Raw genomic sequence first — 22218 nt, forward strand, 5'->3', positions numbered from 1 at the left:
TGCCTCCCTGCCCCGGGAGGTTTTTTTATTTCTAAGTTTGTCCTGTGGTATAAAAGAAAGGAAATAAAAAACCCTCTAAAAAGAGGGCTTTGATTTATCTTGGAAAAGGAAGCGTATTTACAGGATAACATCCACACAGGCAATCCCATTGATCGAAGTTTTCATCACATACTCCAAGAGCTTCGCATCTCCACAAAGCTCCGGGAGGGCATGCAGGAACATTTGGGCCTCCTCCTTTCAATTGCTTTAATTCTTCTCTTGAGATTTTCTTTAAATTTTTCATAGTTAAGTATTTAATTCGTTAGTATTCAAATATAATAATATTCCAATAACAGAGAATTAATTTTTTAAAGAAAATTATTATGTTAACTATGACTGTTTGGTGAACTCAATAAACAATTCCCACTTAATAAATGAGGATTGGTTTTTATTTGTTTAAATAGCTGGAGGATGTCGTGTCAAATTACAGAAATATTTTTTTGTTTTTACCAACATCACTTCAGGGTGATAATTGAAATTTAATTATATTTAACACTTAAAAAAAACAGACCAATGAAGAAAAATTTACCGATCCGGCTGCTTCTCAATGTTGCCGTGGTTGCTTGTCTGATCTCCTGCCGTTCAGAGGATCTTTTAAACAGTAGTGAAGAACAACCACCTTCCAAGTTCAGAGTATTCACTGCTCAGGAAAAGGAAACCGTCAACTATGCAAAGGGGTTCAAAACACTATTGGAACACTATGATGAAATCAACAACATCCAACATACTGCCAAAGCCTTAAGAAAGGCATTTAAAAATTCGTCAGAAATGGCAGATGAATATGTAGAACTTAATATCCGTTCTTAGGATTTCACTACGAAGACCAATGAAAAATTTACGCTTTTTCCATTAATGAGAAACCGAAAGGTTGATGGTATTATTATTGCCGTGCTGAAGGAGAATGATACTCAGGTAGAATTCCTGAAGATGTATGCGGAAGCAGAAAACTACAATACCATGCTGGATATGTTTAGAGAAGCCTATCTTAAAAACACCCTGCAGCAAAGAATTGCCGCTAAAGGAAACGGGAACTGCAGTTCTGACGGATCTCCTTGTGATACGGGAGAGGTCGTTATCACCATGCCTGGAACAGGCGGTGGCATTCCCGGAGGAATTTGGAACGGAGGACCTCCTCCCGGAGGCTGTCAACCTTATGACAACTGTCTCAATCCCGAAGGTCCCGGTGGAACTGGTGGTGGTGAAGGAAATGGCCCCTCCCCTGATGGACCACAATTAAGTCCATGTGAAAAACTAAAAGCACAAATTATTGATGTAAAATTCAAAGAAAAAGTTGACGAATTGAATAAATATTCTGTGTTAACTAAGAAAAAAGAAACTGGTTATTCTGAAAGTAAAACAGGGATTTTTACACCACTTAATCCATCAGCTTCAACAGACACATCCGATGGATTAAAGATACCTGTAACTGCTAATACAAAAGGTTATATTCATACCCACTTAGATGACTATTTAAATGGAGAATTTAACGAAAATGGTGATCCAATTCAGAGAGAACCCATTAGAATGTTTTCTCCAGCAGATGTAAATGCCTTAATGACAATGGCAGGATTTGTAACAGATGGTAATTACAGTGAACTTTATGGAACCATGGTATCAAGTACTGGAAACTATACTATTAAGTTCACAGGGGCAGCTTCAGATATTAAAACAGGATTTGATCAAGGTAAATGGGGCGATGATTATTTACAATATAGAAAAGATCGTCAATTATGGTCACTCGAAAAATTATTTTTGACTTTTCTAAAAGAAAAAATGAATGTTCAGGGTATTGAGCTCTATAAAATAAAAAGTAATGGAACTGTTCAGAAAAAAACATTAAATTCAGAAAATAAAGTAGATTCTGAGGATTGTTCTCAATAATTTTTAAATTAAAAAAATGAAAAATAAAATATATATATTCACCTTATTGTTAATGGTCTTATCACTGAAAGCTCAAGTAATTGGAACTTTAGAACAGTTGGAGGAATGTACAAATAGACCAAATCATGATGAGGAAGGTTGTCCAGATCTTGAGAATATCACTTATGTAAAAGATACAAATAACAGACTAGATCAGTTTGTTGGAATTTGGAAAGGCTCATTTGGAGGAAAACAGTATGAAGTACATTTTGAAAAAAAGCTCCAATATGGTGAAGAAGATATAAAGTGGGATCGAATTTTTGGAAGAATGATTATTAAAGATAGTAATGGAAATATTATCTATAATTCATTACAAAAAACATTGTCTGATACAGGATTGCTTCGAGGTGGTAATTTTCAGGGTAGTGTTTATGTTTTAGATTTTATCGCTAATATATATTGTAACGATAGCGGAGCAATTTTTATAGAAGTATCGAAAAATAATCCAAACCAAATGTATATGCTTTTTGATAGAGATCAAAAAACATATAACCCTGATAAATGTCCAAACTTTACTACATATGTAACAGTAATACCAAGAAATAATAAAATAACACTAACAAGACAATAAGTTTACATAAAGTTGGAAAAAGAAATAGGGCCGTCTCACAATTCGTGAGGCGGCCTTTATATTAAATTTTAATTAATAATCCTGTGTTTTATTCAAGTTTTCAACTCATAATTTCTGTAAGGATTAACGCGTACTTCTGCCTGAATAAAAAAGAAATTAGATTGGAAAGATGAGGTTGATTTAAATGAGATTAAGAGAGCGTTTTTTAAATATGTGAAAATTTCAAAATACAATAATTTCGAAAATGAGTGACACAAATATTGAAACATTTTAAAAACAAAAAACCTCTAATTATTTTAATTAGAGGTTTTATTGAGGTACCTAGCGGATTCGAACCGCTGTAGATGGTGTTGCAGACCACTGCCTAGCCGCTCGGCCAAAGTACCATTTTTACCATTTTTGAGGTGTGCAAATATAGCAAAAATTCTTAATGAACAAAAATTTTTAAATAATTTATTTCGCTCCAATGCTGTTGATATCGCTTTTTAGCTGTCTTTCAGCATCATAATTTTTGATGTTGATAACCCGGGTATTGCTCCAGCTGTCGTGAAGACCATTTTCTCCAAAAAATGAAAGCTGATCAATTAATACAATTCCTCTTATGATATTTCTTAAAAAATAATCTCCCACAGATGGTTTTTCTCCGTCGGTCATAATCACCTTTGTACCGGTAATCAGTTTTCCAAGGCTTCTCCCGCCGGTTACAGCTTCAATGAAGAAAGAAAATAATGCATAGGAAATAATCCCTATCAATCTTTGCAGCAGATCATGGGTATTGGCGAACCAACGACCGTAAGCCGGGTTAATGAGGGTAATGACCAACAGAATAACAAAGAACACAATATAAAATGCAACAAGATCAATCATATAATTGGCAAATCTTGCACCCTTGGAGGCCCGATGTCTGTCGATGATCTGTAGATATTTTCTCATGATTGGTGATTAGTTTTTTTAAAATTTAAATTCCGTTGATGATTAGTTTTAAAGTAGCATTGGTTTCAATGACTGCGGTGATTCCTGATTCATTTAAAAGAATGCTGCCGGGTTTTAGATTGTACACCCTTCCGTTCATTTTTAAACCTTTGTAATATTCTTTGTTGAAGGCGTCTTCAATGCTTTTCTTTGAAGCCAGTTCCAGATCCTGAGTTGGAATTCCATATTCATCTTCTATCATTTTTACAATCTTTCCTTTAAAGAGCAGCGTAGCGGTTTTTTGCAGGATATTGGCAGTTCTCAGATTAAATTTTGTATTGGAAAGCACAATCTTCTTTTTTGTTTCGTCATAAACAGGGATTCCGGAGATCAGCGCTTTACCGTTCACATAACCTTCTGTTTCAGCCTCAATAATCACTCTTCCGTCCAAACCGTAAACTCTGATGTCTTTGATTTTCACTTTTGAACCTCTCACATCGTATTCTTTGTTCATGAACATATTTCTAGCAATATTCGTTGCTTCCGAAAAAGGAACATTGGCTGTAGTTTGCAGGAGAAATTTATCCGCTAAAACCGGAACAAGAGTAAAATTGCCTGCTGATCTTACGTTGGGTGAAGCAGCCGGCTTACTTCCGGTAAATGTTTCCGAATAAATATCCATTCCGATATTCGTGGTGATTTCATTTCCATAGAACTTCAATGGCGTGATGTTAACCCCTACCGGACTTATTTTAAGCCATGTATTGTATTCCTCCGAAATATTAAAAGGCTGTGAAAAAACATTCCAGGCCATTACCGCATATTGCTGAAAATTAAGTTGGGCATTCATCTGCTGATCAATTGTTTTAGCAAATTTTCCCTGCTGCTCTTTCAGGCTTTTTTCGACCAGTGAAGTGATTGGGATCTGTATTTTTCCATAATCCAAGACAGGTTTTGTGACCCATCTGAAACCGTTAGGCTGCGTATTGGTAGATATTGTCCAGTTATTGTTAAAATTGATGGTGGTGTTAAAAGACATCACCGTTTCAAAAGTTGTGTTTTGGTAAGAATACACGCCCAAAGTACCGATTCCTTTTTCCGCCCAGATCTTCAGGGGAACTTCAATCAGTATATTTTGGCTGGTTCCGCCTACCAGACGGATAGGACGCGTTTTCCATACTTTGACTTTAAACTGGTCGTTATTGTTATCCGTAAACGAATCGTCCTGAAATACCAGTTCTTTTACCGAAGCATTGATCATATTACTGATCTCAGAAAGCGGAATGGTGACCGGCATGGTGATGCTGGATCTGATCTTAGGAAAATTATATGTTGGCGTATCACCTGCAGTCTGGCCGAAAACAACGGCAAAACTTAATAAAAATAATAATTTGATGGATTTCAATTTTTTATGTTTTTTTAGTGAAATAAAAATTATTGGTCACCGGGTTTGAAACTTCTTTCCAACTCGATGCTTGCGCCTTTCATTTCGCCTTGCATGGGTGGGGAAGTTTTTGTGATTTTCAGTTTGATGTAAGAAATCTGAGGAAAACTTTCATGAATTTTCATCGTAATTCTTCCCGCTACATGTTCCAATAACTTGGATTTGATGGCCATTTCCTGATGAATGATTCCATTGATATCAGCATAGCTTATCGTATCATTCAGGTCATCTGTTTCAGCGGCCTTCCAAAGATCCGTGTGCAGTTCCGCATTTAAAATATAATAGGTGCCGATGATGTTTTCTTCGGGAAGAACCCCGTGGTACGCATATATTTTTACATCTTCAAGAAAGATCTTGCTCATTGTTCGTGATTTTTATTCAACAAAAATCGTTTTAATTCTTCAAAATCTGCATGTATTTCTACAGTTTTTTTCTCCTTTTTCATCAGATCGTTCAGGGCTTCGGGAATGTCAATTCTGATATGTGCTGCTTTTTCCACTGCCTCAGGGAATTTCACCGGATGAGCGGTTCCCAGAATAAATCCTTTTTTACCCGGATTTTCATTCAGATATTGTTTGAGGGAACTAAAAGCAACGGCACTGTGAGGATCAAGAATATATCCATATTTTTCATAAACTTCGGCTATGGTTTTCAGCGTAGATTCATCATCGACAGAATAACCTGAGATCATATTTTTCAGATCTTCAAACTGATGCCCGAAAAGTTCAAGAATTCTGGTGAAATTACTTGGATCTCCCACATCCATGGCATTAGATAAAGTGGCTACTGCTTTTTTAGGATGATATTCGTTGGATTTCAGATAATCCGGAACCACATCATTTTTATTACAGGCAGCAATAAAGTGTTCGGCAGGAAGTCCCCGAAAATAGGCGAGAAGTCCTGCACAGATATTTCCAAAATTTCCGCTTGGAACGCAAATCACGGGATCTGTATTCTCTTGCTGTTGCCATTGTTTTAAGGCCAATAAATAATAAATCTGTTGAGGAAGCCATCTCGCGATATTAATGGAATTGGCGGATGTCAAAAACAATTCGGAATTAATGCTTTCATCTGAAAAAGCCTGCTTCACAAGATGCTGGCAGTCATCAAAATTTCCATCAACTTCCAGGGCAGAAATATTTCCACCCAGTGCGGTAAGCTGTTTTTCCTGAACCGGACTTACCCTGTTTTTAGGATAAAGAATAACCACATTAATTCCCGGAACATGATGAAATCCATGAGCAACAGCTCCTCCTGTATCACCTGAAGTGGCAACCAGTACAGTTACCTTCTTATCCTGATCTTTCAGAAAATAGGAAAGGCAGCAGCTCATAAATCTTGCACCGACATCTTTAAAGGCTAAAGTCGGGCCATGGAAAAGCTCCAGAACAGATATCTGCTCATTGATTTTTTTTAATGGAATATCAAAGCTGACCGTTTCAGCTGCAATTTTCTTTAATACTTCCGGGGGAATTTCATCCCCGATAAGATCTTTCATGCATCGAAACGCAATTTCCTCATCGGAGTAGAGGTGCAGATTGGAGATGAATTCCTGATCAAACTGAGGAATAGTTTCCGGAAAAAATAATCCTTTCTGACTGCCCTGGCTTTTTATAGTGGCCGTTTTAAAATCAACGGTTTCCTCTTTATCTTTTAAATTATAATACTTCATTGTCTTTGCTTTATAGGTTTTCATCATTAATTTCTTCAACGATCTCTATTCCTCCAGGATTTATTTTTGACACGTATACAAAACTCTCAATCTCAATTTCGTCATACACCGATTTCATCAGCTGAGCAATTTTTTCTGCCGTTTCTTTGGTCTCTGCCAGCATAAAAATGGAGGGTCCGGAACCTGAAATTCCACCACCGAGCGCTCCTGCTTCTAAACTTTTTATTTTAATTTCATCAAATTTTGGAATTAAAATACTGCGGACAGGCTCTATCAATACATCATTCAGGCTTCGTCCAATCAACGGAATATCATTTTTTAGAATTCCGGCGACGAGTCCTGCGATATTTCCCCACTGTTCTACCGCATCTTTCAGGAGAATATTTTTCTTTAAAATCTGCCGCGCATCGGAAGTTTTCACTTCAACCTGAGGATGTACAGCTGCCACAAACAGATTGGGAGTACTCAACGGAATAATATCAATAGGAGAGGAGGATTTCACCAAGGTGATGCCGCCATAAATACATGGCGCAATATTGTCGGCATGCCGCACTCCGGAAGCCAGTTCCTCCCCAAACATGGCGAAGTGAACCAGTTCCTCATCAGACAGAATATTTCCTAACAAAGCATTGACCCCAAAAGCTGCTCCTGCGGCACTTGCCGCACTGGAGCCGAGCCCGCTGCCCGGTTTAATATGTTTACGAATCGTCACTTCAAAACCTTTCGTCAGCTGAAGATGTTGCTGAATGTTTTGCAGAACAACACCTGCTACATTTTGAGAAGGTTCTTCCGGAAGCCCGAAATGATCTTCATGTCTGATAATGATCTCCGGGCTGTCCAATAATTTCAGTTCCATTTCGTCGTAAGGCTCATGGATGGCCATTCCCAGAATATCAAATCCGCACACCAGATTGGCAACAGTGGCCGGAACTTTTATTTTTATTTTTTTCATATTATTTATTTTAAACGGATCTTATAATATCTGCAAAAACACCACTGGCCGTAACTTCAGCACCAGCGCCTGCGCCTTTCACTACAAGAGGCTGCTCGGAATATCTTAAGGTTTTAAAGATGACGATATTGTCCTTACCGTAAAGGTGATACAAATCGCTGTCCGGAGCGGCGTGCTGCAAACCGACTTTGGCTTTTCCGTCTTTAAAATCAGCGGTATATTTTAAAATTTTACCATCTTTTTTAGCAGCATTCAGTAAATTTTTAAAATGATCTTCATATCCGGTAAGCTTCAGATAAAAGTCTTCCACACTTCCCTGAAGACATTCCTCAGGCAGGAAGCTTTCATTTTCAATTTCATCAAACTGAAGCGCATATCCGGCTTCTCGGGCCAGAATTAAAATTTTGCGGGCTACATCTGTTCCTGTAAGATCCAGACGCGGATCTGGTTCTGTATATCCTTCTTTTTGAGCTTGGGCAACCACTTCAGAGAAGGTTCTGCTTCCATCATAATTATTGAAAACGAAATTTAATGTTCCACTCAACACCGCCTGAATGGATGTGATTTTGTCACCACTTTTCATGAGATCATTAATGGTTCCAATTACGGGAAGTCCAGCGCCTACATTGGTTTCAAAGTAAAAATTACAGTTATGATTTCTGGCTGTTCTTTTTAATGTTTTATACTGTTCAAAATCTGAAGAAGCTGCGATTTTGTTGCAGGCCACAATATTCACACTTCTTTTTAATAAATCTTCATACACTTCCGGAACAGATGAACTGGCAGTCACATCGATGAATACGGAATTTCTGAGATTTCGTGAAATAATTTCGTCTGCAAATCTATAGATAGAGGCTTCAATTGCTTTTTCATTCCAGCTGCTGAATTCGTTTTCAGAGATTCCGGGATCGGAAAAGAACATTTTACGGCTGTTTGAAATTCCGGCAATTCTTAAATTGATCAAATGATTTTCCTGCAGATAACTGTTCTGTTCATAAATCTGCTGTACGAGTTTTGAACCCACATTTCCGGTTCCACAGATATAAAGGTGGACCTGTTTTATTTCCGATTCAAAAAACTCTTCATGTAAAATGTTGACCGCCTTTTTGGTGTCTTTTTCCGAAATAACAATGCTGATATTCCTTTCAGAAGATCCCTGAGCAATAGCTCTGATATTGATTCCGTTGTTTCCGAGACATCCGAACATTTTAGCACTGAGACCGCTTCTGTTCTTCATGTTTTCTCCAACTAAGGCTACGATTGAAAGCCCGGTTTCTATTTTTACGGGAGCCATTCGTTGTAACTGTATATCATCTTCAAAAGCTGCATTCACCACATTTTCGGCGTGAAATACTTCTTTCTCATTCACAGCAATAGTAATGGAATGTTCTGAAGATCCCTGGGTAATGAGAATCACATTTATTTTTTCAAAACTCAGACACTGGAACAGCTTTGCAGAAATGCCGGGAATTCCTACCATGCCGCTTCCTTCCAAAGTAAGAAGAGCGATATGACTCATATTGGAAACGCCTGCTGCAGGTTGCTTTTCATCTGGAGACTTATTGAGATTGTGAGAAACCAAAGTTCCATACGCATCCGGATCAAATGTATTTTTGATTTTAAGATCGATGTTTTTTGCCATGACGGGCTGTATGGACGGTGGATAAAGAACTTTAGCCCCAAAATGTGAAAGCTCCATGGCTTCATGGTAAGAAATCTCAGGGATAGGTTTGGCATTGGAAGCCAGTCTGGGATCTGCAGTCATCATTCCACTTACATCGGTCCAGATTTGGAGTTCTTCAGCAGAAACAGCCGCAGCAATAATGGCCGCAGTGTAATCGGAGCCGCCGCGTCCTAATGTGGTGGCGTGGCCGTTTTTATCTTTAGCTATAAAACCGGGTGCAATGATGATCTGGTTTTGGTGATCAGCGATGTAGTTTTTCAGATTTTCGTCTGTACTATCAAAATCTACCTTAGCGTGAGCAAAATTACTGTCTGTTCTGATCAGTTCAGCTGAATTCATCCAAAGACTGTCCAGTCCTTCGTACTGAAGCCTGGCTGCCATAATGTTTGAAGACAGATATTCACCATATGAAGTAATTCTGTCTCTGATTTTATCTGTGAATTCACCCAATACAAAGATTCCGCTGTAGATATCTTCCATATCATTACAGTGTTTTTTAACGAAACTCAGCCAAGAACTTTGTTCCAAAACCGGTATCAGTTCTTTGACCAGTTCAAGATGTTTTTCTTCAAGATCTTTGATGATAGGGATGTAATTTTCATCTTTAATAGCAGCATATTCTGCCGCTTTTATAAGATTGTCGGTCACTCCATGAAGAGCTGAAACGACAACGATAATCCTGTTCTGTGAAGATTCTTTTTTGATAATATGTTCTGCCAGAAGGATATTCCGGGCATTGGCGACGGATGTACCGCCGAATTTTAAGACTTTCATCTACTATGTATTTGAGATTGGAAAAAAGCGAATGTTTGCTCTTTTAAAAAAAAGAGTACGGGTGCAGGAAATGATATGTGAAAATGTACCCCGCTACGGGGTAGATGTTGTAGATGTAATCGTTGATGTAGAAACAAAAGACAGCCCCGAAATAAGTAATTCCGGTGTAGAAATAGCTGATATGTTTCTTAGAAAATTCATTCTTTACGGAACAAATGTACAAATTATTTTGAGATGGCCATATTAATTAATGGTACATATCTGTATTGTTTAATTCATATTTAAGAGAAATATATTGGGTTTTAAGCTTTGTTTTTCCAGTAAAACTGCTATATTTAGGCGTTAAAATAAAACAAAATAAACATGAAAAATTTAAAGAAAATGACCCGAAAACATTTGGGAATGATTAATGGAGCTGCTTCCAATTGTAAAAGCTGCCCTAGAGGCGGATTTGGTCCTGGAGGTTCTGCAGCAGGCTACACCTATTCATGCGAGGACTACTATGAACTTGTTACGGCAAGTTGCAGTACCTGCGTTCTTGTTAGCTCGGCGTGTTTTCAATAATCGAAAGATAAAAGAAATTCAAGAGACTGTCTGAAAAGGCAGTCTTTTTTTATGTACAATAACGGTAATCACCCAAAATGGATCACTTACTCAATATTCAGCTACACCTGTTAATTCTGGTTTTGTTTTGAACTCTGTTCGTTTCATATTTGTTTAGCATATCAACAAGATGTGAAAAAATAATACTGACAGTAATTTAAACTCAGAATATCATGAAAAAATTTAAAAAATTGACCAGAAAAGAATTAAAAACAGTAGCGGGTGCCGGGATAGATTGCGGTCCGTTTCCATGTGTATGTATTTACACCCATTATTGGTGTGAATACTCGAAGAAATGTATTCCTAAAGGGATTTATTGTGGAAAAATTCCTGTAGAAATTGGTGGTTAACAGACGTGAAATATAATTCAAAATCATTATGAAAAATATAAAGAAACTTTCAAGAGAAGAGTTAAAAGCCGTTAAGGGAGCAGCCGGAATTGATGGTCCTGTTTACATCTACTGTGGAAAAGACCGCAAATGGTGTGAAAAAGGAAAAACATGCATCTCTGCCGCAGCGAACTGCAATGATTTTGTGGTTCCCGGAGAAGGCGGAGGATGGTAAGATCTTAAGAAAACACATTAAAATACATTCAATATGAAAAACCTGAAAAAACTTTCGAGAGAAGAAAAAAGTAAGATCAGCGGTGGGTTTACTGAGTTTCAGATCGAAACCTGTGGTGGTGGTGCTTATGTATGTTTCCGTGGAGGCGGTGCTTGGGGGTGCTGGAGAACACCCGGCGGAACCTGTTATCCTCCAATGGTGTAACTGGCTTTAACCAGACTTAAGAAAATTAAGATTAAAGAAGTTTGAGGATGGAAGATGGAAGCTGGAAGTTACTGTTAGACATTCATTTTTAACAGGTAATGGTTTGAAAATTAACAAAGTTGCGTTGTGGTGCTGCTTTTAACTTCCTTCTTACAACTTCAGGCTTCTGGACATCATTATATCAATCTCAAAAAAAAATATTATGAAAAAATTATCAAAAGAACAATTGAAAAACATCAACGGTGCTGCTTGTCCCGGAGGATGTCCTTACCCTGCAGGAACTACTTTTGGACCTCCGGGATCTGGTGCGACACGCAGCTGTCAGCAGTACAATGTTTTGAGCGACTGCTGTAAAGGGCAGTATCTCGTGCATATGGGTTGTGTAGGTCCTGTTATCAACTAATCCGGGCTTAAAGAGCAGAGATGGAAGACGTTTCTTCAATGATTAATTATGGGGATTTAGAATAAAAGTAACGAAGCTGTTAATCATTATTGTTCCGGCTTTTATCTCTCTGATCTGCGCTCTTTTATTTTTCTGTCTTAATCTCATTATTTTTACATTTATACAATATTTCATCCTATAGGGATAAAATGTTATATTTATGACACAAAATAAAATTAATATGAAAAATTTAAAAAAACTCTCAAGAGAACAAAAAAGTAAGATCAGCGGTGGAGGAATTACCGAATTTCAGATTGAAACCTGCGGAGGTGCTGCTTATGTATGTTTCCGTGGAGGCGGTGCGTGGGGCTGCTGGAGAAAACCCGGTGGTACCTGTTATGCACCCATGCTCTAGTTAAAAGGGCTCTGCTTTATTCTATGTTTTTCATGAATTGGGTTTAAAATCATATATTTATGAACCAAAACAAATTAATATGAGAAATCTGAAAAAATTAAACAGAGAAAATTTGAAATCCATTAACGGAGGAAATACCTGTTTCGAAAACTGTCCTCCGGGACCTTATGGACCAGGACCGGATTATCCAAGAACATGCGATGATTTTCACGCTTTACCGGAATGCTGTAAATTGCGGGTGAAAGTAGATTATTACTGCTTGGGACCGATATAAAAAAATAAAGCACTGTGAAAAACAGTGCTTTTATAATTTCCGGTCTAATTTTTAATTACTTCGAAGAAGTAATTTTTTTCTTTGGAATATCAAGTTTAGGACTTAAAGTCGGGAAATATTTCCTTACAGATTCAATATCCTTTCCGGAAGTATCTATAAATTTCCAAAACTTCCCGTTGTCCTTTGAAATAGCAATGAGATAATAATCACCCAAAACATTTCCATTGGGAGTTTCCATTTCTATCTTTTGATGGACTACGGTCTGCAGCTCATTTTTGGTTTCGATGATATCACCTGCCTCAGAAAAATCAACTTTTTTGAAAGTATAACCTGCTTTGCTCATTTTATTAAAGGCATCCACAGATGTACTGATCATTTTATTTTTGTCACCAAACATTTTTATAACACCATCATAAACGTAGTTACTGTAAGCGTTATAATTTTTTTCCATAAAATAATTTCTCATTTCAGTTGCCTGCCTGATTACCGTTTCTTTATGATTTTGAGAAAAATAAAGACCGGCAGTGAAAAGCAATGATAATAAAAATATTTTTTTCATTATTTAATGGACTTTGAAAGATCCAGCATCGCTTCAATAGGTTTCAGAGCTCTTAAACGAAGCTCTTCGTCAATAAGGATTTGCGGAAGTTCATATTTCATGCACAAATACAGTTTCTCCATGGTATTACGTTTCATGTAGAAACATTCTGAACAGTTACAGCTTTCGTCAAAAACTAGAGCAGGGATTAGTTCTTTGTGCGGTGCACGTTTTCTCATTTCGTGAAGAATTCCTTCCTCAGTAGCAATGATGAATTTCTGACAGTCGTCTTTCTCAACAAAATTCAACAGGGCAGAAGTAGAACCGATGAAGTGAGCCAGCTTCAGAACCGCTTCTTCACTTTCAGGGTGTGCAATCATTTTCGCATCAGGATTTTCAGCCAGTTGCTGAGCAATTCTTTCCATAGAAAATGCTTCGTGCACGATACAGCTTCCATCCCAAAGGATCATATCACGACCGGTCTTTTTAGAAAGATATCTTCCTAAGTTTTTATCCGGTGCAAAGATGATAGGTCTGTCCTTTGGTAAAGCTTCAATCACCGTTTCAGCATTTGAACTGGTTACGATGATGTCGCTTTCTGCTTTTGTCTCCGCATTACAGTTGATGTAAGTGGCGATCAGGGCATTTGGGTGCTGCTCACGCATTTTCCTAAGGCCTTCTCCTGAACATCCGTCTGCCAGAGAGCATCCTGCCATCGTATCCGGAAGAACTACTTTTTTAGTCGGGTTCAGAATTTTAGCGGCTTCAGCCATGAAATGTACTCCGCAGAATACGATCATGTCTGCATTGGTATCTTTGGCCTGTCTGGCCAGCTGTAAAGAATCTCCAAGGAAATCAGCAATATCCTGAATTTCTCCCGGCTGGTAATAATGGGCAAGGATCACCGCATTTTTTTCTTCTTTAAGCTTGAGAATAGCTTTCACTAATTCTTCTCCTTGAGGAATCGCTATATCTTTTATATCCAGAAATCCTCTTACGGGAATCGCAGATTTAGCTTTTTCTAATGTTTCGGTACTCATATCAACCTCAAATTTTTGATTATAGAAGTTAGAGTTTAGAAACTAGAAGTTAGAGTTTCGATGTGACTTAAATGGGTATAATGGCACAGCTAACTTCTAATTTCCAGCTTCTAGTTTCTTTCTATAAATTTTTTTATTAAACTTTCTATTTCTTTTTTTGCTTCATCAAGATCGGTATTAATTACGATCCTGTCAAACTCTTTCGCATAGGTCATTTCTTCTCCGGCCTTTGCTACTCGGGTTTTGATGGTTTCTGCATCATCTGTGTTTCTGGAGATCAATCTTCGTTCCAATTCTTCTATGGAAGGCGGTTCAATGAAAATAGACAGGGCTTTTTCTGCAAAATATTTTTTTAAAGAAATTCCTCCTTTCACGTCCACATCAAAGATCACCACTTTTCCCTGATTCCAGATTTTGTCCACTTCAGATTTTAAAGTACCGTAATATTTGTCAGTATACACTTCTTCATATTCTACAAAAGCATCTTCTGCAATTTTCTGTCTGAATTCATCAGGACTCAAAAAATGATAGTCCACGGCATGAGCTTCACTTCCTCTCGGCTGTCTTGTGGTGCATGAGATAGAAAATGCCAGTTCAGGAAATGTTTCCAGAGAATGTCTTACTAATGTAGTTTTTCCGCTTCCAGACGGTGCTGAAAATATGATTACTTTATCCATTTAGATTAGAGATTTTTAGATTAGAGATAAGAAAATAAAATCTCTGATCTCCTGTCTATAGGTCTATGGTCTATAATACGTTTAACGTCTGTTCTTTAATTTTTTCCAAATCATCTTTCATCATGACTACCAGTTTCTGGATTTCTGCATGATTGGCTTTTGACCCTAAAGTATTGATCTCTCTTCCGATTTCCTGAGAAATAAAACCAAGTTTTTTTCCGTTAAAATCTTCATTGTCCATCACTTCTTTGTAGTATTTCAAATGCTGGGTAAGCCTTACCTTTTCCTCTGCAATGTCAAGTTTTTCTGTGAAATAAGCCATTTCCTGGTAGAAACGTGTTTCATCGACATTTTCAAACTCTTTTAAAGATTTCTGATAACGTTCTTTTACCGCAATGATTCTTTCTTCTTCAAAAGGAATAACTTCTGAAAGGTATTTGTCTATATTCTGGATATTTCTTTCCAATTCTTCGTGCAGGATTCCTCCTTCTGTCTTTCTGAATTCCATGAAACGGTCTACCGCTGCGTGAACGATTTTTGCCAGAGATTCCCATTCACCCTCCGTAAGTTCGTCAGGTCTTGAAGAAATTGCATCCGGAAGTCTTACCGCCATTTTCAGATACTCAAAGTCTGGTCCGTCTGAAGCGATGTTACGAAGCTCATTCATATAAGAGTCAATTAAACTCCTGTTGATTTTCACATCGTTTGTCTCTTCCAGGTTCTCCAGGTTGATGTAGCAGTCAACCTTTCCACGGATAATTCTGTCGTTAAGAATTTTTCTGATCTCGAATTCCTTTTCTTTATAACGTAAAGGAACTTTAATATTTAAATCAAAGCTTTTGCTGTTCAAGGATTTAATATCTATTGAGATCTTTTTCCCTTCAAAAACACCTTCGGCTCTGCCGAATCCGGTCATTGATAAAATCATAGTTTTTTATTGTTGTACAAAGATAAACATTTAAATTAGCACTGTGAAATCGCAGTGATTCGTAATATACAATCACCCATGAAGATTAAGATTCCATATGACCATTAAAAAGAATAAATAACCTGCATATGAAAAAATTGATTTCTGTTGTAGGCCCCACCGGAATAGGTAAAACGAGGCTGGCCATTGATCTGGCCAACCATTTCAATACGGAAATTGTTTCCTGCGATTCCCGTCAGTTTTTTAAAGAAATGAAAATCGGTACTGCATCACCTTCGGAAGAAGAACTGGCACAGGCACCTCATCATTTTATCGGGAATCTTTCGGTTCAGGACTATTATTCTATCGGACAGTATGAGGAAGATGCTTTAAAAAAACTCAATGAACTTTTTGTAAATCATGACACCGTTATTCTGGTAGGTGGAAGTATGATGTATGAAAAAGCAGTTATTGAGGGGTTGAATGATCTGCCTGAGGCGGATGAAAACAATCAGAAAAAACTTCAGGACATACTGGATACGGAAGGAATTGAAAAACTTCAGCAGATCCTTAAAGAACTCGATCCTGAGTATTTTGAAGTAGTAGATTTTCACAATCACCGAAGACTTTTACGCGCTATTGACGTGATCTGGCAGACGGATAAAAAATATTCCGAACAGATTGCTGTTTCTCAAGATTCCAGAGATTTCAATGTGATTCGTATCGGAATTGAAGCTCCGAGAGAAGATCTGTACGACAGGATCAACAGAAGGGTAGATATCATGATGGAGAAAGGACTTTTGGCAGAGGCTGAAAGTTTGGAAGAATTTAAAGATCTTACCGCATTAAAAACGGTGGGTTATTCCGAACTGTTTAAATATTTTGATGGGGAATGGGAACTTGATTTTGCCGTTTCCGAGATTAAAAAAAACAGCCGCAGATATGCAAAACGCCAACTGACATGGTACAGAAAAGCAGATGATATTCACTATCTGTCATTGGGGTATTCACAGGAAGATTTTGATCGTTTAATTGAATTTATTTCCATCTCAAATCAATAGAAAATTCATTCTATTTTTTAAATAATATCAATTTATAAAAAGTTTTATCGTTTTTTTTTATTTAAATTGGGCTTGAAAATAGGACAATTTCCAAACACAGTTTAAATCAATTGGATTATGAAAAAACTAATTATATCAGGTTTAATACCTATGATGATTTTCGCAAGCTGTGAAAGAGCTTTCAGCCAGGAAATCAAAAAGAAGAATATTGAAAATAATGTTCAGAGTACTGAAAACCCATTAGGCATTCGTCTCCCTTCAGAAATCAGCAGTACAGAAACGGTATGCATTCTGCTGCGTCATGCAGAAAAAGAAAATGTAGGAACAGATCCTGATCTTTCCAGTACCGGTAAATTGAGAGCAGAAGAATTGAAACGTTTGCTGGGAAATGTTCATATAGATAATATTTATACTACCGCCTACAATCGCACACGCCAAACAGCCATTCCACTGGCAGAGAGTAAAGGAATTGTTATTAAAGAATATGCGCCGGCTGCTACTATTGCTGCCACTCAATTATTTATTAGCAACATTCTTGCACAAAATAAGGGAAAAGTTGTTGTTATTATCGGACATTCCAATACAGTTCCTGAAATGGTAAAAGTGTTGAGTAATAATACGTTGAATGTAACCATCAGTGAGACACAGTTTGATAATGTATTTATTACGAAAAACGCTGCAACAGGATCGGTGTTTGCAGTTCAAAAAAAGTTTGGACAAAGTACACCATAAAACCTGAACTCTATTAAAAAAATGCGGCCCCTGAAAAGAGACCGCACTAAAAACAATATAATTAAATTTACTACTTCCAACCGCCGCCAAGCGCTCTGTAAAGATCTACAATGCTGCTCAGTCTCTGTCTTTTTACAGACGCAAGATTCAGTTCAGCCTGCAGAGAATTTCCCTGAGCTGTAATCACTTCTAAGTAATTGGCCATACCGCCTTTGTAAAGCATTTCTGCACTTTTTATTCCGTTTTTCAATGTGGTTACCTGATCTGTTGCTTTCTGTTCCTGAACTTTTAAACTTTCATTAGAAACCAAAGCATCAGAAACTTCACCTACTGCATTTAAAACAGACTGACGGAAAGCCAGCACGTTTTTCTCTCTCTGGATTTTAGCTACATTCAGATCCGTTTTCAATTGTCTCTTCTGGAAAATAGGCTGAGTAATTCCGCCCAATACAGATCCGAACAATGAAGCCGGAATCTGGAACCAGTTATCAATTTTAAATGAATTCACACCTCCATTGGCTGTGATTTTCAAAGCAGGATACATATTCGCCTGAGCAATTCCCACCATTGAATTGGATTCCAGCAGAACCAATTCCTGCTGACGGACATCCGGACGACGGCTTACCATCGCTGCAGGAAGACCCGTTGAAATAGTTTGTGGAAGGGAAGTATCAGACATCTCAATCGTTCTGTTCACTTTGTTTGGATTTTCACCCACAAGAATACTTAAAGCATTTTCCTGGATCGCAATATTTTGCTCCAACTGAGTGATCAGAAGTTCTGTAGATTGTTTCTGAGCTGTTGCCTGCTGAACTCCTAAAGAAGTCGTATCTCCGCTTTGCCACATTTTTTCAGTGATGGAAAGGGTATTGGTGCTTAATTCCAGATTTGATTTTGCGATCTGAATCTGTTTGTCAAGCATCAATAAATTGTAATATCCCTGTGCAATCGCTGCAACAACCTGTGTCTGTACAGCTTTTGTTGCTTCGTAAGTCTGCAGATACTGCATTCTTGAAACTTCCTGCTGGTTTTTAATTTTCCCCCAGATGTCAGCTTCCCATGAAAGGTTGAAGGCTGCATTATAATCCTCAACATGACTCTGACCTAAAAATGAATTTAAGCTTTTTCCGTTCATGCTGTTTTCAGAAGGCTTTGAAATTTGCGCTGAAACCGCAAAACCTACATCTGGATACTGAAGAAATTTGGCCTGTTTCAGTTTCTCCTGTGAAGAAGCTACCTGTTTTAAAGCAATCTGAAGATCATAGTTATTTTTAATTCCTTTTTCAATCAAATCCTGTAAAATAGGATCGCTGAAAAACTGTTTCCATTCCAGGTTGGCAATACTGGCTGTATCAGCAGTAGCGGTGTATTGGAACTTTTCCGGAAGCTGAAGGTCAGGTTCGGTATATGCCAGTTTGGACACACACGACACCGCGCCTAAAGCTAATATAAGGGTTAAGATAAAATTCTTAATTCTTTTCATAGTTTTAAATAGACTTTTAGTTGAATACAAAACTTTGAGCGGTTTTGTAAAGCAAAGAGGTCTTTAGTAGGAGAGTACTCTGCTTTTTTTATGATATTAGTTTGAATAGTTGCTTCTCTATGGGGCTCAAAGTTTTGTATTTCAATATATATTAATGAGCTGTGGTTAGAAGTTCTTCTTCCAATTTCTGTCTTTGAAGTCTTTTATTTTTTCTGCTCGGCATTTTTTCATGCAGATACTGGAAAATCACGTACATAACCGGGATGATGAAAATCCCGAATATCACTCCTGTAAGCATTCCTCCTACGGTACTGTACCCGATAGAGTGGTTCCCTTTGGCTGAAGCTCCCTGAGTCCATACCAATGGAAGCATTCCCACGATAAAGGCGAAAGAGGTCATAAGGATCGGTCTCAAACGTAGTCTTGAAGCCTGCAGTGCAGATTCGATCAGGCTTTTACCTGCTTTTCTTCTCTGAACGGCAAATTCCACAATCAGGATGGCATTTTTAGCCAATAGCCCGACGAGCATGATTAATCCAACCTGAACGTAAATGTTATTATCAATTCCGGCTAATCCCGTGAAAGCAAATACTCCGAATATCCCGGTAGGAATGGTAAGAATAATTGCAAACGGCAGGATATAACTTTCATACTGTGCTGCTAACAGGAAGTACACAAACAGAATACTTAAAAGGAAGACAAATACCGTCTGACCGCCTGTTTTGATCTCTTCACGAGTGATTCCCGTCCATTCGTAACCGTAACCTCTAGGAAGCGACTGTTTCGCAACTTCTTCTACCGCTTTGATGGCATCTCCGGTACTGTATCCAGGTTTTGGAGTTCCGTTGATCGTTACCGCGTTGAACAGGTTGTTTCTTGTTACCGTTTCAGGTCCGAAGGTTCTTTTTAAGGTGACCAGTGTTTTCGCCGGAACCATTTCACCTGATTTATTTTTCACATAAATCCCTTCCAGAGAATTGATATCTGTACGGTAAGGAATATCTGCCTGAGCCATTACTCTGTAGTATTTCCCAAATCTGTTGAAATCTGAAACGAAACTACTTCCGTAATAGATCTGCATCGTCTGCATCAGTTCTGTGATAGAAACTCCCAATTGATTGGCTTTGTCAGCATCTACATCAATCGTGTATTGAGGATTTCCTGCGGCATACGTTGTGAAAGCAAATGCAATCTCCGGACGTTTCATCAGTTCCCCGATGAAGGCCTGAGTCGTTGTTCCCAATTGTTCAAAAGAGCTATTGGTTTTATCCTGAAGCATAAACTCAAACCCGGAAACGTTACCAAATCCCTGTACGGTTGGGAAGTTGAAGAAGAATGCATTCGCATCTTTTACCTGGCTTACTTTTCCTGTCAGAGTAGCTGCGATCTGGTCCGGATCTTTCATATCGCCACGTTTATCGTAATCTTTAAGTTTAATGAAACCTGCAGAATAAGGAGAAGCGTTGGCATTACTGATAAAGTTCATTCCGTCTGCTACCCAAAGGTGGTTGGTAGCTTTTTCACCATTGATGATCTTATCGATCTGCGCGGTAGCTCTGTGAGTTCTTTCCAGTGAACTTCCCGGAGGTGTGTTAACTGCATAAAGAACAAACCCCTGGTCTTCAGTAGGAATAAATCCTGACGGTGCTTTTTTAATTAAGAAAACACTTGCAGCGGTAATAACTACTAATCCTCCTATCGCAACCCATTTATTTTTAATCAAAAACTTAAGGCTGTAAATATATTTACGGGTCATATTATTAAAAGCCACGTTAAATGCATTGAAGAATCTTGCTCCAAAACCTTTTTTATGACCGTGTTCTCCATGTTCTCCCTGAGGATCATTTAAGAACATCGCACATAAAGCCGGGCTTAATGTTAAGGCGTTCACCGCAGAAATCAGGATGGCAATCACAAGAGTAAAGGCAAACTGTCTGTAAAATACCCCTGCAGGACCCTGCATGAAACCTACCGGAATAAATACGGCACACATCACCAAAGTAATGGAAATAATAGCTCCGGAAATTTCACTCATAGAGTTCGTGGTTGCCTGATCTACCGGCATTCCTGTCTGTTCCATTTTGGAATGGACGGCTTCCACCACAACGATGGCATCATCTACCACAATTCCGATGGCGAGCACCAGTGCAAACAAGGTAAGCATGTTGATACTGAATCCAAACAGCTGAAGGAAGAAGAAGGTTCCGATAATCGCAACCGGTACCGCAATAGCCGGAATCAATGTTGATCTGAAATCCTGAAGGAAAATATACACGACAAGAAATACCAGGATAAATGCAATCACCAAAGTTTCAACAACCTGATGGATAGAAGCATCCAGGAAGTCTTTAGAATTGTACATGATGATCGGCTCAACTCCTTTTGGAAGGGTAGTTTTCATCTGATCAACCTGTTTTTCAATTTCAGTTAAGATTTCATTCGCGTTGGAACCTGCAGTCTGAAGAATCGCAAATCCGGCAACCGGTTTTCCATCTACTCTGTTGGTCGCTGTATACGTATAAGAACCGAATTCTACTCTCGCTACATCTTTTAATCTTAAGAATGATCCGTCATTGTTCGCTTTGATGGCGATATTTTCGTAATCTTCATTCTTGCTCAGTTTTCCTTTGTATTTAAGGATATACTCATACGTTTCCTTACTTCCCTGGCCTAAACGTCCCGGAGCAGCTTCAAGGTTGTGATCTTTAACTGCTGCAAGTACTTCCTGTGGAGAAAGATTGTTGGCTGCCAGTCTGTCCGGCTTCAGCCAGAGTCTCATGGAATAATCTCTCGTTCCGAAAACCTGAGCCTGTGCAACTCCCGGAATACGCTGTATCTGCGGAATTACGTTGATTTTAAGGTAATTCTGTAAGAAAAGTTCATCGTACTGTTTCGGATCATCACTGCTCAGTCCCATGAACATAATCATACTGTTCTGAACTTTCTGCGTGGAAATCCCCGCCTGTACCACTTCCTGAGGAAGCTGGCTCATCGCTTTCGATACTCTGTTCTGTACGTTTACTGCAGCATTATCGGCATCAGCTCCCTGTTTGAAATAAACACTCAGGGTCATGGTACCGTCATTACTGGAGTTGGAGGTCATATAGGTCATATTCTCCACTCCGTTCACTGCTTCTTCAATAGGGGTGGCTACCGAACGGGCAACTACCTCAGCATTAGCTCCCGGATAGAAAGCCGTTACCTGAACGCTCGGGGGAGCAATATCGGGAAAGAGGGCAATCGGTAAATTAAAGAGGGACAGCGCCCCCAATAATAGGAGTATTATGGAGATGACCGTTGAAAGTACCGGTCTTTCTATAAATTGTTTTAACATAAGAAGTTTATTTTTTTAAGTCTTCTGTATTCGGAA

Annotated in this window: 26 protein-coding genes and 1 tRNA gene; 13 read left to right on the plus strand and 14 right to left on the minus strand. The window is 38.3% G+C overall.

Annotated elements, in window-relative coordinates:
- Nucleotides 1-94: 94 nt before the first annotated feature.
- Complete coding sequence (locus IW22_RS01865; protein WP_034723675.1) at nucleotides 95-283, minus strand: bacteriocin-like protein; 189 nt, start codon at nucleotides 281-283, stop codon at nucleotides 95-97.
- A 269-nt stretch (nucleotides 284-552) separates the two neighbouring features.
- Between IW22_RS01865 and IW22_RS23455 the strand changes: the two genes are divergently transcribed.
- The 3 genes from IW22_RS23455 (at nucleotide 553) to IW22_RS01875 (ending at nucleotide 2530) form a co-directional block, all read left to right on the plus strand.
- Complete coding sequence (locus IW22_RS23455) at nucleotides 553-846, plus strand: hypothetical protein (RefSeq protein ID WP_051890914.1); 294 nt, start codon at nucleotides 553-555, stop codon at nucleotides 844-846.
- A 120-nt stretch (nucleotides 847-966) separates the two neighbouring features.
- Entirely contained in the window at nucleotides 967-1920 is a 954-nt protein-coding gene (locus tag IW22_RS01870; RefSeq protein ID WP_131401671.1) for a hypothetical protein, read from the plus strand.
- A 16-nt stretch (nucleotides 1921-1936) separates the two neighbouring features.
- On the plus strand, nucleotides 1937-2530 hold the full coding sequence (locus IW22_RS01875) for a DUF6705 family protein (protein ID WP_034723676.1): 594 nt from the start codon (nucleotides 1937-1939) through the stop codon (nucleotides 2528-2530).
- A gap of 315 nt (nucleotides 2531-2845) precedes the next feature.
- Here IW22_RS01875 and IW22_RS01880 read toward each other — a convergent pair.
- The 7 genes from IW22_RS01880 to thrA all read right to left on the minus strand — a co-directional run bounded on the left by IW22_RS01880 (nucleotide 2846) and on the right by thrA (nucleotide 9968).
- Nucleotides 2846-2916: transfer RNA gene (locus tag IW22_RS01880), tRNA-Cys, on the minus strand.
- A 67-nt stretch (nucleotides 2917-2983) separates the two neighbouring features.
- Nucleotides 2984-3463 carry an RDD family protein gene (locus IW22_RS23460; RefSeq protein WP_051890919.1) on the minus strand — a complete coding sequence of 160 codons (480 nt, stop codon included), beginning with the start codon at nucleotides 3461-3463 and terminating at the stop codon, nucleotides 2984-2986.
- Between the two features lie 25 nt (nucleotides 3464-3488).
- Nucleotides 3489-4847: a DUF4403 family protein gene (locus tag IW22_RS01890; protein ID WP_034723677.1), complete on the minus strand. Its 1359-nt coding sequence runs from the start codon at nucleotides 4845-4847 to the stop codon at nucleotides 3489-3491.
- 29 nt (nucleotides 4848-4876) lie between these two features.
- Complete coding sequence (folB, locus tag IW22_RS01895; RefSeq protein WP_034723678.1) at nucleotides 4877-5248, minus strand: dihydroneopterin aldolase; 372 nt, start codon at nucleotides 5246-5248, stop codon at nucleotides 4877-4879.
- The gene (thrC, locus tag IW22_RS01900) at nucleotides 5245-6558 is read right to left on the minus strand and encodes a threonine synthase (protein ID WP_034723849.1); all 1314 of its coding nucleotides are present in this window, start codon (nucleotides 6556-6558) and stop codon (nucleotides 5245-5247) included. The genes folB and thrC overlap by 4 nt, the downstream gene beginning before the upstream one ends.
- 10 nt (nucleotides 6559-6568) lie before the next feature.
- A complete protein-coding gene (locus tag IW22_RS01905; RefSeq protein ID WP_034723680.1) occupies nucleotides 6569-7510 on the minus strand; it encodes a homoserine kinase in 942 nt (313 codons plus the stop codon).
- Nucleotides 7511-7520: 10 nt separating this feature from the next.
- Complete coding sequence (gene thrA, locus IW22_RS01910; protein WP_034723682.1) at nucleotides 7521-9968, minus strand: bifunctional aspartate kinase/homoserine dehydrogenase I; 2448 nt, start codon at nucleotides 9966-9968, stop codon at nucleotides 7521-7523.
- Between the two features lie 31 nt (nucleotides 9969-9999).
- Between thrA and IW22_RS01915 the strand changes: the two genes are divergently transcribed.
- The 8 genes from IW22_RS01915 (at nucleotide 10000) to IW22_RS01935 (ending at nucleotide 12410) form a co-directional block, all read left to right on the plus strand.
- Nucleotides 10000-10215: a hypothetical protein gene (locus IW22_RS01915; RefSeq protein ID WP_034723684.1), complete on the plus strand. Its 216-nt coding sequence runs from the start codon at nucleotides 10000-10002 to the stop codon at nucleotides 10213-10215.
- Between the two features lie 116 nt (nucleotides 10216-10331).
- Nucleotides 10332-10532 carry a hypothetical protein gene (locus IW22_RS01920; RefSeq protein ID WP_131401672.1) on the plus strand — a complete coding sequence of 67 codons (201 nt, stop codon included), beginning with the start codon at nucleotides 10332-10334 and terminating at the stop codon, nucleotides 10530-10532.
- A gap of 212 nt (nucleotides 10533-10744) precedes the next feature.
- Nucleotides 10745-10921 (plus strand): bacteriocin-like protein, encoded by a 177-nt coding sequence (locus IW22_RS24290; protein ID WP_165571857.1) that lies wholly within the window; start codon nucleotides 10745-10747, stop codon nucleotides 10919-10921.
- Nucleotides 10922-10949: 28 nt separating this feature from the next.
- Nucleotides 10950-11135 carry a bacteriocin-like protein gene (locus IW22_RS01925; RefSeq protein ID WP_034723686.1) on the plus strand — a complete coding sequence of 62 codons (186 nt, stop codon included), beginning with the start codon at nucleotides 10950-10952 and terminating at the stop codon, nucleotides 11133-11135.
- Between the two features lie 33 nt (nucleotides 11136-11168).
- The gene (locus tag IW22_RS24295) at nucleotides 11169-11339 is read left to right on the plus strand and encodes a bacteriocin-like protein (RefSeq protein WP_165571858.1); all 171 of its coding nucleotides are present in this window, start codon (nucleotides 11169-11171) and stop codon (nucleotides 11337-11339) included.
- Nucleotides 11340-11541: 202 nt separating this feature from the next.
- Complete coding sequence (locus tag IW22_RS01930) at nucleotides 11542-11742, plus strand: bacteriocin-like protein (RefSeq protein WP_034723687.1); 201 nt, start codon at nucleotides 11542-11544, stop codon at nucleotides 11740-11742.
- Nucleotides 11743-11962: 220 nt separating this feature from the next.
- Nucleotides 11963-12136 carry a bacteriocin-like protein gene (locus tag IW22_RS24300; protein ID WP_165571859.1) on the plus strand — a complete coding sequence of 58 codons (174 nt, stop codon included), beginning with the start codon at nucleotides 11963-11965 and terminating at the stop codon, nucleotides 12134-12136.
- 79 nt (nucleotides 12137-12215) lie between these two features.
- Nucleotides 12216-12410, plus strand: a complete 195-nt coding sequence (locus IW22_RS01935; protein WP_034723689.1) for a bacteriocin-like protein — start codon at nucleotides 12216-12218, stop codon at nucleotides 12408-12410.
- A 55-nt stretch (nucleotides 12411-12465) separates the two neighbouring features.
- Here the strand turns inward: IW22_RS01935 and IW22_RS01940 are convergent, their stop codons facing one another.
- The 4 genes from IW22_RS01940 to IW22_RS01955 all read right to left on the minus strand — a co-directional run bounded on the left by IW22_RS01940 (nucleotide 12466) and on the right by IW22_RS01955 (nucleotide 15593).
- The gene (locus IW22_RS01940; protein WP_034723691.1) at nucleotides 12466-12969 is read right to left on the minus strand and encodes a hypothetical protein; all 504 of its coding nucleotides are present in this window, start codon (nucleotides 12967-12969) and stop codon (nucleotides 12466-12468) included.
- Nucleotides 12969-13988: a quinolinate synthase NadA gene (gene nadA, locus IW22_RS01945; RefSeq protein ID WP_034723693.1), complete on the minus strand. Its 1020-nt coding sequence runs from the start codon at nucleotides 13986-13988 to the stop codon at nucleotides 12969-12971. Before nadA ends, IW22_RS01940 begins: the two co-directional genes overlap by 1 nt.
- A 110-nt stretch (nucleotides 13989-14098) precedes the next feature.
- Nucleotides 14099-14665, minus strand: a complete 567-nt coding sequence (gene gmk / locus IW22_RS01950; RefSeq protein WP_034723696.1) for a guanylate kinase — start codon at nucleotides 14663-14665, stop codon at nucleotides 14099-14101.
- A gap of 70 nt (nucleotides 14666-14735) precedes the next feature.
- Entirely contained in the window at nucleotides 14736-15593 is an 858-nt protein-coding gene (locus IW22_RS01955) for a YicC family protein (protein ID WP_034723698.1), read from the minus strand.
- Nucleotides 15594-15721: 128 nt separating this feature from the next.
- On the opposite strand from IW22_RS01955, the gene miaA reads away from it, so the two are divergent.
- Nucleotides 15722-16633, plus strand: a complete 912-nt coding sequence (gene miaA / locus IW22_RS01960) for a tRNA (adenosine(37)-N6)-dimethylallyltransferase MiaA (protein ID WP_034723700.1) — start codon at nucleotides 15722-15724, stop codon at nucleotides 16631-16633.
- Between the two features lie 117 nt (nucleotides 16634-16750).
- Nucleotides 16751-17365: a SixA phosphatase family protein gene (locus IW22_RS23465; protein ID WP_081873868.1), complete on the plus strand. Its 615-nt coding sequence runs from the start codon at nucleotides 16751-16753 to the stop codon at nucleotides 17363-17365.
- Nucleotides 17366-17435: 70 nt separating this feature from the next.
- On the opposite strand, the gene IW22_RS01970 is transcribed toward IW22_RS23465, so the two are convergent.
- Both IW22_RS01970 and IW22_RS01975 read right to left on the minus strand, forming a co-directional pair.
- The gene (locus tag IW22_RS01970) at nucleotides 17436-18848 is read right to left on the minus strand and encodes an efflux transporter outer membrane subunit (RefSeq protein ID WP_034723702.1); all 1413 of its coding nucleotides are present in this window, start codon (nucleotides 18846-18848) and stop codon (nucleotides 17436-17438) included.
- Nucleotides 18849-18999: 151 nt separating this feature from the next.
- On the minus strand, nucleotides 19000-22182 hold the full coding sequence (locus tag IW22_RS01975; RefSeq protein ID WP_034723703.1) for an efflux RND transporter permease subunit: 3183 nt from the start codon (nucleotides 22180-22182) through the stop codon (nucleotides 19000-19002).
- Nucleotides 22183-22218 lie beyond the last annotated feature (36 nt).

This window comes from Chryseobacterium sp. JM1, from assembly GCF_000737715.1.
Taxonomy (GTDB): domain Bacteria; phylum Bacteroidota; class Bacteroidia; order Flavobacteriales; family Weeksellaceae; genus Chryseobacterium.

Coding starts and splice junctions, on each gene's coding strand:
- IW22_RS01865 (WP_034723675.1), bottom strand. CDS start 283: ATGAAAAATTTAAAGAAAATCTCAAGAGAAGAATTAAAGCAATTGAAA.
- IW22_RS23455 (WP_051890914.1), top strand. CDS start 553: ATGAAGAAAAATTTACCGATCCGGCTGCTTCTCAATGTTGCCGTGGTT.
- IW22_RS01870 (WP_131401671.1), top strand. CDS start 967: ATGTATGCGGAAGCAGAAAACTACAATACCATGCTGGATATGTTTAGA.
- IW22_RS01875 (WP_034723676.1), top strand. CDS start 1,937: ATGAAAAATAAAATATATATATTCACCTTATTGTTAATGGTCTTATCA.
- IW22_RS23460 (WP_051890919.1), bottom strand. CDS start 3,463: ATGAGAAAATATCTACAGATCATCGACAGACATCGGGCCTCCAAGGGT.
- folB (WP_034723678.1), bottom strand. CDS start 5,248: ATGAGCAAGATCTTTCTTGAAGATGTAAAAATATATGCGTACCACGGG.
- thrC (WP_034723849.1), bottom strand. CDS start 6,558: ATGAAGTATTATAATTTAAAAGATAAAGAGGAAACCGTTGATTTTAAA.
- IW22_RS01905 (WP_034723680.1), bottom strand. CDS start 7,510: ATGAAAAAAATAAAAATAAAAGTTCCGGCCACTGTTGCCAATCTGGTG.
- thrA (WP_034723682.1), bottom strand. CDS start 9,968: ATGAAAGTCTTAAAATTCGGCGGTACATCCGTCGCCAATGCCCGGAAT.
- IW22_RS01915 (WP_034723684.1), top strand. CDS start 10,000: ATGTTTGCTCTTTTAAAAAAAAGAGTACGGGTGCAGGAAATGATATGT.
- IW22_RS01920 (WP_131401672.1), top strand. CDS start 10,332: ATGAAAAATTTAAAGAAAATGACCCGAAAACATTTGGGAATGATTAAT.
- IW22_RS24290 (WP_165571857.1), top strand. CDS start 10,745: ATGAAAAAATTTAAAAAATTGACCAGAAAAGAATTAAAAACAGTAGCG.
- IW22_RS01925 (WP_034723686.1), top strand. CDS start 10,950: ATGAAAAATATAAAGAAACTTTCAAGAGAAGAGTTAAAAGCCGTTAAG.
- IW22_RS24295 (WP_165571858.1), top strand. CDS start 11,169: ATGAAAAACCTGAAAAAACTTTCGAGAGAAGAAAAAAGTAAGATCAGC.
- IW22_RS01930 (WP_034723687.1), top strand. CDS start 11,542: ATGAAAAAATTATCAAAAGAACAATTGAAAAACATCAACGGTGCTGCT.
- IW22_RS24300 (WP_165571859.1), top strand. CDS start 11,963: ATGAAAAATTTAAAAAAACTCTCAAGAGAACAAAAAAGTAAGATCAGC.
- IW22_RS01935 (WP_034723689.1), top strand. CDS start 12,216: ATGAGAAATCTGAAAAAATTAAACAGAGAAAATTTGAAATCCATTAAC.
- IW22_RS01940 (WP_034723691.1), bottom strand. CDS start 12,969: ATGAAAAAAATATTTTTATTATCATTGCTTTTCACTGCCGGTCTTTAT.
- nadA (WP_034723693.1), bottom strand. CDS start 13,988: ATGAGTACCGAAACATTAGAAAAAGCTAAATCTGCGATTCCCGTAAGA.
- gmk (WP_034723696.1), bottom strand. CDS start 14,665: ATGGATAAAGTAATCATATTTTCAGCACCGTCTGGAAGCGGAAAAACT.
- IW22_RS01955 (WP_034723698.1), bottom strand. CDS start 15,593: ATGATTTTATCAATGACCGGATTCGGCAGAGCCGAAGGTGTTTTTGAA.
- miaA (WP_034723700.1), top strand. CDS start 15,722: ATGAAAAAATTGATTTCTGTTGTAGGCCCCACCGGAATAGGTAAAACG.
- IW22_RS23465 (WP_081873868.1), top strand. CDS start 16,751: ATGAAAAAACTAATTATATCAGGTTTAATACCTATGATGATTTTCGCA.
- IW22_RS01970 (WP_034723702.1), bottom strand. CDS start 18,848: ATGAAAAGAATTAAGAATTTTATCTTAACCCTTATATTAGCTTTAGGC.
- IW22_RS01975 (WP_034723703.1), bottom strand. CDS start 22,182: ATGTTAAAACAATTTATAGAAAGACCGGTACTTTCAACGGTCATCTCC.